The organism is Mesorhizobium comanense (genome assembly GCF_005503535.1).
GTDB lineage: Bacteria > Pseudomonadota > Alphaproteobacteria > Rhizobiales > Rhizobiaceae > Mesorhizobium > Mesorhizobium comanense.
In genome coordinates, this window is sequence record NZ_SCNN01000006.1 from 196,179 (window position 1) to 209,158 (window position 12,980).

Below are 12,980 nucleotides of genomic sequence, written 5' to 3' on the forward strand. Positions count from 1 at the left end.
GCGACGCTTACATACGCGCGAAAAGCCGGAGTTCAAGCGCCAAAACGGTATGCCAGCCATGAAATTCTGGGCTGTTGCGCGCGGGAGACGCCTCGCCCGCGAAAATCGGCATGCACTGTTCACCGTCCGGCCTCTGGCGGCGCGACTGGTGGATCGCTACTTGTTCACGCGACATGAAAGCTGGCGCAACAGGCCTGTCCCCGCGCTGCTTCGACCCCTTCGCGAACAGTGATTCGCCGAAACAGGATGGCATCAGATGGAACTTGGTCTCTACACCTTCGCCGACGTCAGCCCGCAGCCCGGTCCGGGTGCCATCGGCCCTCACGAACGACTGCGCAACCTGGTCGAGGAGATCGAACTGGCCGATCAGGTCGGCCTCGATGTCTTCGGTCTGGGCGAGCATCACCGGCCTGATTACGCTGCGTCAGCGCCCGTCGTGGCGCTGGCGGCCGGCGCCGAGCGCTCGAAACGCATCAAGCTGACGAGCGCGGTCACGGTCCTGTCTTCCGATGACCCGGTGCGTGTCTTCCAGCAATTCGCCACGCTCGACCTCCTGTCCGGCGGGCGCGCCGAGATCATGGCCGGACGCGGTTCGTTCATCGAATCCTTCCCGCTGTTCGGCTACAATCTGGAAGACTATGACGATCTCTTCGCCGAGAAACTCGACCTGCTGCTGGCCATCCGCGACCAGGTGAAGGTCACCTGGTCGGGCAATCTGCGCGCGCCGATCAACGACCGTGGCGTCTATCCCCGGCCGCTCCAGGAAAAACTGCCGGTCTGGATCGCCATTGGCGGCACGCCGCAATCGGCGGCGCGCGCCGGCGCGCTCGGCCTGCCGCTGGCGCTCGCCATCATCGGCGGAGAGCCGGCCCGGTTTGCGCCGCTCTTCGATCTCTACCGTGAGGCGGCCAAGCGCGCAGGTGCCGATCCGACCGGCCTTGCCACCAGCATCAACGTGCACGGCTTCATCGCCGAGACGACTGAGCAGGCGGCCGACGATTTCTACGGCCCGCAGGCCGAGGTGATGAATCGCATTGGCCGAGAACGCGGCTGGGGTCCGACATCGCGGGCGCATTTCGACCAGTCGCGCGGCCCTCACGGGGCGCTGTTCGTCGGCAATCCCGAGCAGGTTGCCGAAAAGATCGTCGCCCAGCACCGGATCTTCAACAACGACCGCTTCCTGCTGCAGATGGCGATCGGCACCATGCCGCATGCCAAGATCATGAAGGCGATCGAGCTCTACGGCACCAGGGTGGCGCCCATCGTGCGCAGGGAAACGGCGAAGTCGGCACCGGCCTCGGCTGCCTGATCCTGTCTGGTCAAAGTTCCGTCACACGAGCTGACGGAACTTTGACGAGGCGAAGACGTTTTCCCCGGGATTTGCCCCCGTTTGTGGTGCCTGAGGGAAAGATGAAAGCCGATACGAACGCTTCGGGCGTTGCCGTCGCAGCGACTGCAGACCCGCGCGACACCACGCGCGCGGATATCCGGCTGGTGCGCTCGTTGCTGATCGGCATCTTTCTGTTCATGGCAACCGCGGCGCTCTATTTCGGACGCGCCTTCTTCATGCCGGTGATGCTTGCATTCCTGCTGACGCTGACGCTCACGCCCATCGTGCGCTTCCTGCGCAAGCGCGGCATTCCCGAAGTGGTGTCGGCAACGCTCCTGGTGCTGCTGTCCACCTTCATCTTCGCCAGCGCCGGCTACCTGCTCAGCGGGCCGGTCATCGACCTCATGAACAACACGTCGTCCATCGGCCAGCAGCTGACCGAACGGCTGGCGCAATTCAAGCGGCCGCTTGCCAAGGTCATGGACCTCTCCCACCAGCTGGAGGCGCTCACCGAGACCTCGCAAGAACCCGGCGTGCAAAAAGTTGCGGTAGCGCCATCCGGAATCCTGTCGACGGCCGCCAGCAACCTGCTGGAGGCGGGCACCAGCATAACCATTGTTTTCGTGCTGTCGCTTTTCCTGCTGGCGTCCGGCACGCTGTTCTACGAAAAGATCATCCAGTCCTTTGCCAGTCTGAGCCAGAAGAAACGGGCGTTGCGTGTCGTCTACGACGTGGAACGGGAAATCTCGCACTATCTGCTGACGGTCGCCGTCATCAATGCCGGTCTGGGCACCGTTATAGGCCTGGGTTTGTGGGCGCTTGGCCTGCCGAATCCACTGGTCTGGGGCGCCGCCGCGGCGCTGTTGAATTTCCTGCCCTATGTCGGCGCGCTGATGACGATCATGCTGGTCGCGGTCATCGCGCTGATCAGCTTCGACACGATCTCCTACGCGCTGCTTGCGCCCGGCTTTGTGCTTTTGTGCGATATCGTCGAGGGCCAGTTCGTGACGCCGATGGTGGTCGGCCGGCGGCTCGAGATCAATGCCGTGGCGATCTTCATCGCCATCGCCTTCTGGTCATGGCTCTGGGGATTCGTCGGCGCCCTGATGGCCGTGCCGCTACTGGTCGTCGTCAAGGTGTTTTGCGATCATTTCGAAGGCCTGAGCCATGTCGGAAACTTCCTGGCCCAACATGCCTCGGTCATCGACGAGGAAACCGCCGAAGAGGCCGGCAACGCTTCGGCGTGATCGTTGGCCCGCATTTGCGGCTTGCGGGGCGCATGCCTATATCGGGTGCATCAGCACCCGGTACCCCACATGAGCGATGCTTCCTTCGACCTTGACGCCTATTTCGCTCGCATCGGCCATGCCGGGTCCCGGGACATCTCGCTGGACACGCTGAAGACGCTTCATTTCCTCCACCCGCAGGCAATTGCATTCGAGAACGTCGATCCGTTCCTTGGCCGACCGGTTCGGCTCGACCTCGCGTCGCTGCAGGACAAGATCGTCGCCGGCGGGCGCGGCGGCTATTGCTTCGAGCACAACATCCTCTTCATGCATGCGCTGAAGGCGCTCGGTTTCGAGGTCGGCGGGCTCGCGGCGCGCGTGCTGTGGGGCCAGCCGGACGACGCCATCACCGCGCGCAGCCACATGCTGCTGCATGTCCGGCTCGATGACCGCACTTATATCACCGATGTCGGCTTCGGCGGGCTGACCCTGACGGCGCCGCTGCTGCTGGAGTCCAAGCTGGAGCAGAAAACGCCGCACGAAACATTCCGCATCGTCGAGATCGACGATCATTTCCGCCTGCAGGCGTCGATCGGTGGTGACTGGCGCTCGCTTTACCGCTTCGATCTGCAGCCGCAATACGAGGTCGACTACTCCGTCGCCAGCTACTTCCTGTCGACCAGCCCGACATCGCATTTCCTGAACACGATCGTGGCGGCACGCGCCGCGCCGGATCGGCGTTACGCGTTGCGCGGCGCCAGGCTGTCGATCCATCACCTTGGCGGCCGCACCGAGCAGATGGAAATAGCCACCCCCGCCGAACTTGCCGACACGCTGGAAGACCAGCTCGGCATCATCATTCCCGACCGCGCGGCCTTCGAGGCCAAGGTGCGTGAGAAGAAGATCGTGGAGACCAATACATGACCGAACTGTCCGTTCTCGACCTGTCGCCGATCGTCGAAGGCAGCGATGCCTCGCAGTCGCTGGCCAACTCGCTCGATCTCGCGCGCCACGCCGAGCGCCTGGGCTACAAGCGCTACTGGCTGGCCGAGCACCACAACATGCCGGGCATTGCGAGCGCCGCCACATCCGTGGTCATCGCCCATGTCGCCGGCGGCACCAAAACCATTCGAGTCGGCGCCGGCGGCATCATGCTGCCCAACCACGCGCCGCTGGTCATCGCCGAGCAGTTCGGCACGCTGGCCGCCCTGTTTCCCGGCCGCATCGATCTGGGCTTGGGCCGCGCACCCGGCACCGACATGAACACCGCGCGCGCCCTGCGCCGCAACCTCGAGGCCGGCGTCGACAATTTCCCGCAGGATGTCGTCGAGTTGATGGGCTATTTCCTGCCCGCGGAAGAGGGGCAGCGTCTCAGGGCCGTCCCCGGCGAGGGCCAGACCGTGCCGATCTGGATTCTCGGCTCCAGTCTTTATGGCGCGCAGCTGGCCGCCATGCTCGGCCTGCCCTACGCTTTCGCCTCGCATTTCGCACCGGCGGAGCTCGACCACGCGCTCGACATCTACCGCTCGCGCTTCCAGCCATCCGAACAACTCGACAAGCCGCATGTCATGCTCGGCCTCAATGTCTTCGCCGCGCCCACCGATGCCGAAGCGCGGCTGCTGTTCACCTCGCTGCAGCAGGCCTTCGTCAATCTGCGCACCGGCAGGCCGGGCAGATTGCCGCCACCGGTGGAGAATTACGACAGGGATCTCGACCCGATGGCCAAAACCATGCTCGGCCAGGCGCTGTCCTGCGCCGTCGTCGGCTCTCCGGAAACGGTCCGCCAGGGCATCGATGCCTTCGTGCGCCGCACCGGCGCCGATGAGCTGATGGTCACCGCTCAGATCTTTGATCATGCGGCGCGGGTGCGCTCCTTCGAGATCCTGGCTGACGCTCACAAATCGCTGTCGCGGGCGGCCTGATCGTCCAGGCAGACCGCTTGTTTCCGCCGCAGGTTCTGCCGCAAAGCCCCGGGAGACTTTTGCGGAACCTGCTTGGCGGGTACTGTCGCAGGCAGCGCTGTTTTGCTATGGGCGGTTTCCCTCCACCGATCGGAAACTTCCCTTGAAAAATGACCATGAAGCGCGCGAGCGGTTTGCCATCGATCTGGCGCGGCGTGCCGGTGACCTCGGCCTGAAATATTTCCGCGATCTGGAAAGCCTGACCATCGAGAGCAAGGGCCATCAGGACCTGGTCTCGCAGGCCGACCGCGAGGTCGAACTGTTCATCCGCGCGGCCATCGCCGCCGACTATCCGCAGGACGGCATCGTCGGCGAGGAACACGCGTCGGTCACTGGTTCGACCGGCTATGACTGGGTCATCGATCCCATCGACGGCACCGCCAATTTCGTGCGCGGCATTCCGGCCTGGTGCGTGGTGATCGCTTGCGCGCGGGACGGGGAAACCGTCGTCGGCGTCATTCATGAGCCGTCGACCGGCGAGACGTTCCACGGCAGGCTCGGCGGCGGCGCTTTCGTCAATGGCAGGCCGATCAGGGCAAGCGCGGCGACCAGCCTGGAAGAGGGCTCGGTGGGGACCGGCTTCTCCAACCGGGCGGAGGCGGAAAACATCGCCGTGCTGATCAAGAAGATCCTGGCCGAAGGCGGCGTCTTCTTCCGCAACGCGTCAGGCGCGCTGATGCTCGCCTATGTCGCCTCTGGCCGCCTGCTTGGCTATGTGGAGGAACACATGAACGCCTGGGACTGCCTGGCCGGGATGCTCCTGATCGAGGAGGCCGGCGGCACGGTGCTCGAGGCGGACCGCAGCACGGTGCTGCGGAACGGCACCCGGGTCATATCGGGCGGCAAGGGCGTCTTTTCGAACCTGCAGGCGCTTTGCTCTGGCGTGTTCCCGGCTTAGGCGCTCAGGCTTTGTGCGACCGTGCCAAGCGGCCGGCATGAATTGCGGATCATCAGCCGGCCCTTGAGCACCAGCTTGCGCGGCGGCGCGTCGCGGTTGCCGGCGAGACGGTCGAGCAGCAGGTTCGCGGCTTGCTCGCCGATCGCCTGCACCGGTTGCGCAACGGTGGTCAGCTGCGGCTGGAACACGTCCGACCAGGGAAAGTCGTCGAAACAGGCAACCGAAATATCCTCCGGACAGGACAGGCCGATGTCGCGGATCGCCTTCATCGTGCCGATGACCATCGGATTGTTGGCCGAGAAGATCGCGCTTGGCCGCTCGTGCAGCGACAGCAGCTGCATGGTGGCGTTGTAGCCGTCGATCTCGTGGAAGTTGCCGGAGCGGACCAGCTCCTCGCTGACCGGCAGGCCGGCGGCCTGGAGCGCTTCGCGGTATCCGGTCATACGGTCATGCATGGGTGTGATGTCAGATGTGCCGGTGATGTAACCGATGCGCCGGTGGCCCAGATTGATCAGGTAGGTGATGGCGTCGAACACGGCGCGCTGGTTGTCGAGCACCACCGCATCGGTGTCGACGCCCTCGCAGATGCGATCGAGCAGCACAACCGGCACGTTGGCGTCCTCGACGATCCCCTTTAACAGCGCGCCATCGCCGACACGCGCCACGATCAGCCCGTCGACCATCCGGTCGAGCAGCAGCTTGATCTGGTCGTCCTGGGTGTTGAGATCCTCGTCCGTGCAGCACAGCATGACGGCATAGCCGGCGCGGTCGAAGGCCTGCTGGATCACCGAAACCACGTCGGTGAAGAACGGATTGGTGATGTGCGGCACGGTCAGGCCGATCGTGCGCGTCGTGCCCATTTTGAGGCTGCGGGCGATCGCATTGCGTTTGTAGCCGATGTCGCGGATCGCCTGCTCGATACGGGCGCTGAGCTCGGGGCTGACGGTCGCGGTGCCGTTGATCAGGGCCGAAACGGTGGCGACCGAGACGCGCGCCGCCTCGGCAACGTGAAGCATGGTGGGAGCGCTGGATTTTCTCTGCTTTTTCTGCCCTGACGCGGTCATTTTTCGAAACGTTTCGCCACCCGTTGTTCCCAATACCTACGGAATCTCCGCATTTTAGGCAAGAATTGAAATGGCTCAAAGTTGTGTCGTCCCATATCGGCTTGACAGGATCGAAACGTTTAGATTAGCGTTTGATCGAAACCTGACGAGACGGAAGGGAGGCCGCCATTGTCATGGAACAGAGCAATTCCCTCTTTTCAGGGCATGAAGGCGCGGCCCCGGACGAGCCGGGCATCGTTCTGAGCGCTCGTCACGTTTCCAAGAGCTTCGGCGGCATCGCGGCGCTCACCGATGTCGGCTTCGACCTGCGGCGCGGCGAGGTCCACGCCCTGATGGGCGAGAACGGCGCCGGCAAGTCGACGCTGATGAAAATCCTCTCCGGCGTCTACACCGGTTACGAAGGCACGGTCAGCGTCGACGGCCGGCCGGTCAGCTTCGCCGGCGTGCGCGACGCCGAGGATGCCGGCATCGCCATCATCCACCAGGAGCTCAACCTGGTTCCGGAGCTGAGTGTCGCCGACAACATTTTCCTCGGCCGCGAAAAGCTGATTGCCGGACTGATCGTCGACCGCAAGGCGAGCAGCCGCGCGGCGAGCGCGCTTCTGCAGCGGCTCGGCATCGAGCTTGATCCCGACGCGCGCGTCGGGGCGCTGCGCGTCGGCGAGCAGCAGCTCGTCGAGATCGCCAAGGCGCTGTCCATGTCGGCGCGCATCCTGATCATGGACGAGCCGACCTCGGCGCTGTCTCCCGCCGAATGCCAACGGCTGTTCCGCATCATCGGGCAGCTCTCCGAAAGCGGTGTCGCCATCGTCTATATCTCGCACCGGATCGACGAGGTGATGCATCTGGCCAGCCGCGTCACGGTGTTTCGTGACGGGCGCCATGTGCTGACTCGGCCGATGCGGGAACTCGACGAGAATGCCATCATTTCGGCGATGGTCGGACGGGACCTGCTCGCATCCTCCCAAGGCGAGCGGGCTTCCGGTGGCGGGACGGTGCTTTCGGTCAGCGGCCTGTCGCTGTCGAAGCCCGACCGCCACGGCTGGCGCCCGGTGATCGAAGGCGTGAGCTTCGACCTGGCATCAGGTGAAATCCTCGGCATAGGCGGCCTGCTGGGCTCGGGCCGCACCGAAATCATGGAAGCGATCTTCGGCTCCGGCGACGGCCGTTCCGGCGGCGACATCCGGCTTGACGGCCGGCTCGTGGACATCCGTTCGCCGCGCGATGCCAGGCGGCTGGGCATCGCGCTCGTCACCGAGGACCGCAAGACGCAAGGTCTGCACCTCGACGCCTCGATCAAGGACAATGTGGCGCTGCCGCTGGTCGGATCGCTGGCGCGCTTCGGCATCCGCTCGCTGGCCGGCGAAGAGGGGCTGGCGCGGCAGGCGGTCAAGGCACTGGGCATCCGCTGCCAGGACATCGGCCAGCCCGCCGGCACGCTGTCGGGCGGCAATCAGCAGAAGGTCGTCATCGGCAAGTGGCTGGCGACCAGGCCACGCGTGCTTCTGCTCGACGAGCCGACGCGCGGCATCGATGTCGGCGCCAAGCGTGAGATCTACGACCTCATCTTCAGCCTGGCGCGCGAGGGTCTGGCCATCGCCGTCATCAGCTCCGAACTGCCGGAATTGCTGCATCTTTCGGACCGTATCCTGGTGATGGCCGACGGCCGCCAGACTGGCATCCTTTCCCGCGACGCGGCGAGCGAGGAGGCGATCATGCGCCTTGCCGCGCCCCGCCGGACCCTGTCGAGACCAGCCGCATGAATGCCCTGAAACTCCTGTCCCGGACCAAGCTCTACTGGGGCCTGATCGCCATCTTCCTGATCGGTGTGCTGGGCTCGCCGGTCAGTTCGAAGGGCAACAACATCTTCCTGTCCTACGGCAACCTGCTCGACGTGCTGCGCCAGGTATCGACCACCGGCCTGATCGCCACCGGCATGACGGCTGTCATCATCACCGGCGGCATCGATCTTTCGGTCGGCTCTCTGATGGCCATCTGTTCGGTGGTCTGCGCCATGCTGCTGACGGTTCCTGGCGTGACGCCAGGCGTCGTGCTCGGCGTGCCGACCGTTGCATTGGTGGCGCTTTGCCTCGGTTTCGTGGTCACCCGCTTCGTCTTCCTCAATGTCGAGAAAGCGCGCGCCGGCGCCGATGCGGCGCGCGACATCAGGCTGGACGGTGTGCGTGGGCTGGTCACGCCAGCGATCGTCGGCGTGGTCCTGTGCTGCCTGTCGCTCTGGTATCTGCTGCCGCAGATCGAGCCGAAATTCGGCGTCCTCGGCGTGCTTTTGGTCGCGCCCTGCGTCGGCCTGCTGTTCGGCGCCATCAACGGTTTCATCATCGTCGCCGGACGGCTGCAGCCTTTCATCGTCACGCTGGCCATGATGGTGACCGCACTCGGCATCGCCCGGCTCACCGCCGGCCAGAACAACGCCGTGCTGCCGGTCTATACCGGCTCCAACGCCACCGCCGATTTCGAGATACTGCGCTCGCTTGTCTTCGGCGTCATCCCGATGCCTGGCCTGTTCTTCCTTGGCGCCATCGTCATCTACGGCGCGGTGCTGCGCTTCACGCCGTTCGGCCGCTATGTCTACGCCATCGGCGGCAATGAGGAGGCGGCCCGGCTCTCGGGCATCGCCGCCGGCCGCGTCAAGATCGCCACCTACGCCATATCAGGCCTGCTCGCCGGCATCGCCGCGGTGCTCTATGTGGCGCAGTATCGGCAAGGCAAGCCCGATGCCGGCGCCGGACTGGAGCTCGACGCCATCGCCGCCGTTGTCATCGGCGGTACCAGCCTGATGGGCGGGCGCGGCAGCCTCATCGGCACCTTCTGCGGTGTGCTGATCTTCGGGCTGCTCTCCAACATATTGCAGCTCCACAACATCAATTCGAACCTTCAGCTGGTGCTGAAGGGGATGATCATCATCGGCACCGTGCTCGTCCAGGAGCGCAATGCGGCTGATCTTCTCGCCTATCTGCGCCTGGCGCCTGTCTGGGGCGGGCAAGCGGCGCGCAAGGAAACGGCTGTGGCCAAACGGCCGTCACAAGAGACACCGTCTCTCAATCTCGGAGGAAACAAGAAATGAAACGACGTGACATGCTCAAGCTTGCCGCCTTCGGCGCGGCCTTGCTGACCACCACCGCGCTGCTCTCCACCGGCCATGCCTACGCCCAGGACAAGAAGTGGAAGATCGGCTTTTCGCAGGTGACCACCATCGAGCCCTGGCGGGCCCAGTTCAACAAGGACATCATCGCCGAAGCCGCCAAGCATCCCGATGTCGAGCTGATCATCACCGACGGCGAGGACAAGACCGAAAAGCAGGTCGCCGACGTCGAGAACCTGATCCGTCAGGAAGTCGATGCGCTCCTGGTGTCGCCGAAGGAATCGGCGGGTCTCACCGGCGTGGTGCAGCAGGCGATAGACGCCAAGATCCCGGTCTTCGTGCTCGACCGCAACGTCGACACCAAGGACTACACCCAGTTCGTCGGCGGCGACAACGCGCTGATCGGCCGCGCGGCCGGCGAATATGCCGTCGAACTGCTCGGCGGCAAGGGCAAGGCGGCGGGCAATGTCGTCGAGATATGGGGCGGCATGGGCACCCAGCCGGCGCATGACCGCCATGACGGCTTCCACGAATTCACCGACAAGGAACCGGGTATCAAGTACCTGCTCGACAAGCAGTCGGGCGACTGGAAGCAGGACCAGGCCTACAACATCATGGCCAACGCGCTGAAGACCAACGAGAAGATCGACCTCGTCTACGGCCACAACGACCCGATGGCCTATGGCGCCTATCTCGCCGCCAAGGATGTCGGCCGCGAGAAGGACATCAAGTTCATCGGCATCGACGGCTTGCCCAATGAAGGTGTGCAGATGGTGAACAAGGGCGAGCTGACCGCAACCTTCACCTATGTTACCCCCGGCGCGGAAGGCTTGCGCCAGGCCATCAAGTTCCTCAAGGGCGAGAAGGTCGAGAAGACCATCACCTTGCCGACCGAGAAGGTCACCAAGGAAAATGCCGCCAAGATCCTGAAGGACAACGGCCTCTGAGACATTTGCGATAAGAACGAAGGGGCAGGGCCTGGCCTTGCCCCTTCGTTTGCGAGCCTCCTGCTCCGCTGCCTACAGAATCTTGGCCAGAAAACTCTTCGTGCGGTCCCTTTGTGGATTCGAGAACAGCGTCTTGGGTGCCGCCTCCTCCACGATCAGGCCGTCGTCCATGAAAATGACCCTATGCCCGACCTCGCGGGCAAAGCCCATCTCATGGGTGACGACCACCATCGTCATGCCCTCGATCGCCAGCGTCTTCATGACCTGGAGCACTTCACCCACCATTTCGGGATCGAGTGCCGAGGTCGGTTCGTCGAAGAGCATGACGTCGGGCCCCATGGCCAGAGAGCGGGCAATCGCCACACGTTGCTGCTGGCCGCCCGAAAGCTCGTCCGGGTAGCTTGCTTCCTTTCCCACCAGGCCGACCTTGGCCAGCAGCTCGCGGGCGACGCGGTTGGCCTCTTCGGTCGCGATCTTCTTGACCTTGCGCGGCCCGATCGTGACGTTCTCCAGAATGGTCAGGTGCTTGAACAGGTTGAACTGCTGAAACACCATGCCGACATGCTGGCGCAGCTTGTGGATGTTCGTCTTCGGATCGGTCAACATCATGCCGGCGATTTCGATCTCGCCGCTGGTTGCCGCCTCCAGCCCGTTCAGGCAACGCAGAAACGTGCTCTTGCCGCTGCCCGAAGGGCCGATGACAACGACGACTTCCTTTTCCTCCACATGAGTGCTGATCCCCTTGAGGATCTCGTTGTGGCCGAAGGATTTGTGCAGCTCCTTAACGTTTATCAACTTGGAGCCTCCTCTCCAGATAGGACGAGAACTTCGACAGCGAGAAGATGAGAATGAAGTAGAGGGCGGCGATCAGCCCCCAGATGGCGAAGGACGCGAAAGTCTGCGCGATCACGATCTGGCCCTTGTAGACGAGCTCGACGATGCCGACAGGCGCGAGCAGCGACGTGTCCTTGATCGTCTGGGCCGCCTGGTTGACCAGCGGCGGGATCATGCGCTTGAAGGCCTGCGGCAGGACGATATAGCGCATCGTCTGGAAACCGTTCATGGCGATCGATTGCGCCGCCTCCTTCTGACCCCGGTCGACGCCCAGAATGCCGGCGCGGACGATCTCGGTGACGTAGGCGCCTTCATTCAGGCTGAGCGTGAAGGCTGCGGCAAGGATCGGATATGTCAGCTGACCGAACCATCGGTTGACGGGCAGGATCGCCGGCAAGCCGAGCACGATGAAGAAGAGTTGCACCAGAAGCGGCGTCGATCGGAAAATCTCGACATAGGCGGTTGCGATCCAGCGCAGCAAGGCCACTTTCGACAGGCGCATCAGCGCCGCGACCAGACCAATGACAACCATCAGGATGATGGCGACGACCGAATACTGGATGGTCAGCCGCAGACCGTCGAGGAGGACGGGTAGGTTTTGCCGGATTGGGTCCATGACCGTGCCCTGGTTTGGCCTTCCCGGCCATCTTCGCAAGACCGCCGGGAAGGCCGATGGATCAATTGGTCAATTGCTCAAATGATCGGAACCGGCCTCAGCCCGAAATCGCCACGGCGTCCGGTTTCTGCACGTCATTGACAACGCCGCTGGTGTCGCCGCCAAAATATTTCTCGAACAGCTTCTGGTATTCGCCGGTCTGCTTGATCTTGGCGAGGCCGTCATTGATCTGCTTGACCAGTTCCGGCTTCTGCTTGCTGACGGCAATGCCGTAATACTCGCCGGTCAGCAGCGGGCCCACCGTCTGGACATCGTCATGGGCGGCCTTGAAGTTGACGTTGACCGGGTTGTCGAAGATGACGGCATCCGCCCCGCCGGTCTCGAGCGCCTGATAGGCGGCATCGATGCTCTGGAACTGCTTGATGTAGTCCTGCTCAATCCCGTGGCCGGTCAGATAGTCCACGGACGACGTTGCCTTCTTGGTGGCAACCACATGGCCTTTGAGGTCATCAAAGCTCTTGATTTCGGAGTCCTTCTTCACCAGCACCGAAAGGCCTGATTTATAGTAGGCGTCGCTGAAATCGACATTCTGCATGCGGCTCTTCTTGATGGTTATTCCCGCGACCGCGGCATCGATCGAGCCGGCCTGCAGACTTGGAATGATGCCGTCGAATGGCAGCGTCTTCAGCGTGAGCGTCATGTTCTCAGCCTTGGCGATCGCGCTGATCATGTCGATGTCGAAGCCGGTGACTTGCCCGTTCGTTTCTGTCTCGAAGGGCGGGAAGGTCGTATCGGCGCCTACGATGAGGGTCGTGGCGCTCTGCGCGACCGCCATCGACGTTGCTGCCAATGACAGCGCAAGGCCGGAAGCCAATGACGTGACCAGCACGATGAGCGACTTGTTTTTCACAGATGTCTCCTTTCGGCGGGCATTCGTCAGCTTCGAGCAAAGCGGCGATGAGGATAGATGCGTGGGTGCATGACCTCCGGGCCCGTCCAGA

Annotated in this window: 12 protein-coding genes; 8 read left to right on the plus strand and 4 right to left on the minus strand. The window is 63.4% G+C overall.

Annotated elements, in window-relative coordinates:
• Nucleotides 1-256: 256 nt before the first annotated feature.
• From FFS37_RS13315 to FFS37_RS13335, 5 genes are all read left to right on the plus strand, one after another.
• Entirely contained in the window at nt 257-1,309 is a 1,053-nt protein-coding gene (locus FFS37_RS13315) for an LLM class flavin-dependent oxidoreductase (protein WP_137931413.1), read from the plus strand.
• Nucleotides 1,310-1,410: 101 nt separating this feature from the next.
• Nucleotides 1,411-2,577: an AI-2E family transporter gene (locus FFS37_RS13320; protein WP_137931414.1), complete on the plus strand. Its 1,167-nt coding sequence runs from the start codon at nt 1,411-1,413 to the stop codon at nt 2,575-2,577.
• A 69-nt stretch (nt 2,578-2,646) separates the two neighbouring features.
• On the plus strand, nt 2,647-3,480 hold the full coding sequence (locus FFS37_RS13325; protein WP_137931415.1) for an arylamine N-acetyltransferase family protein: 834 nt from the start codon (nt 2,647-2,649) through the stop codon (nt 3,478-3,480).
• Nucleotides 3,477-4,478 (plus strand): LLM class flavin-dependent oxidoreductase, encoded by a 1,002-nt coding sequence (locus FFS37_RS13330; protein WP_137931416.1) that lies wholly within the window; start codon nt 3,477-3,479, stop codon nt 4,476-4,478. The genes FFS37_RS13325 and FFS37_RS13330 overlap by 4 nt, the downstream gene beginning before the upstream one ends.
• A gap of 142 nt (nt 4,479-4,620) precedes the next feature.
• Nucleotides 4,621-5,415 (plus strand): inositol monophosphatase family protein, encoded by a 795-nt coding sequence (locus FFS37_RS13335; protein ID WP_137931417.1) that lies wholly within the window; start codon nt 4,621-4,623, stop codon nt 5,413-5,415.
• Here FFS37_RS13335 and FFS37_RS13340 read toward each other — a convergent pair.
• Nucleotides 5,412-6,431, minus strand: coding sequence for a LacI family DNA-binding transcriptional regulator (locus FFS37_RS13340; protein ID WP_137931418.1), 1,020 nt, complete (start codon nt 6,429-6,431; stop codon nt 5,412-5,414). The two genes, FFS37_RS13335 and FFS37_RS13340, sit on opposite strands and share 4 nt — an antisense overlap.
• A gap of 221 nt (nt 6,432-6,652) precedes the next feature.
• Here FFS37_RS13340 and FFS37_RS13345 point away from each other — a divergent pair, with 221 nt between their 5' ends.
• The 3 genes from FFS37_RS13345 to FFS37_RS13355 are packed head-to-tail and all read left to right on the plus strand — an operon-like array spanning nt 6,653 to nt 10,529.
• Nucleotides 6,653-8,242 (plus strand): sugar ABC transporter ATP-binding protein, encoded by a 1,590-nt coding sequence (locus FFS37_RS13345; RefSeq protein ID WP_137931419.1) that lies wholly within the window; start codon nt 6,653-6,655, stop codon nt 8,240-8,242.
• Nucleotides 8,239-9,564: an ABC transporter permease gene (locus FFS37_RS13350; RefSeq protein WP_137931420.1), complete on the plus strand. Its 1,326-nt coding sequence runs from the start codon at nt 8,239-8,241 to the stop codon at nt 9,562-9,564. Before FFS37_RS13345 ends, FFS37_RS13350 begins: the two co-directional genes overlap by 4 nt.
• The gene (locus FFS37_RS13355) at nt 9,561-10,529 is read left to right on the plus strand and encodes a substrate-binding domain-containing protein (RefSeq protein ID WP_137931421.1); all 969 of its coding nucleotides are present in this window, start codon (nt 9,561-9,563) and stop codon (nt 10,527-10,529) included. Before FFS37_RS13350 ends, FFS37_RS13355 begins: the two co-directional genes overlap by 4 nt.
• A gap of 72 nt (nt 10,530-10,601) precedes the next feature.
• On the opposite strand, the gene FFS37_RS13360 is transcribed toward FFS37_RS13355, so the two are convergent.
• From FFS37_RS13360 to FFS37_RS13370, 3 genes are all read right to left on the minus strand, one after another.
• Nucleotides 10,602-11,324 carry an amino acid ABC transporter ATP-binding protein gene (locus FFS37_RS13360; RefSeq protein WP_137931422.1) on the minus strand — a complete coding sequence of 241 codons (723 nt, stop codon included), beginning with the start codon at nt 11,322-11,324 and terminating at the stop codon, nt 10,602-10,604.
• Nucleotides 11,311-11,979 (minus strand): amino acid ABC transporter permease, encoded by a 669-nt coding sequence (locus FFS37_RS13365; protein ID WP_137931423.1) that lies wholly within the window; start codon nt 11,977-11,979, stop codon nt 11,311-11,313. The genes FFS37_RS13360 and FFS37_RS13365 overlap by 14 nt, the downstream gene beginning before the upstream one ends.
• Nucleotides 11,980-12,076: 97 nt before the next feature.
• The gene (locus FFS37_RS13370) at nt 12,077-12,889 is read right to left on the minus strand and encodes a basic amino acid ABC transporter substrate-binding protein (RefSeq protein ID WP_210240454.1); all 813 of its coding nucleotides are present in this window, start codon (nt 12,887-12,889) and stop codon (nt 12,077-12,079) included.
• Nucleotides 12,890-12,980: the final 91 nt, after the last annotated feature.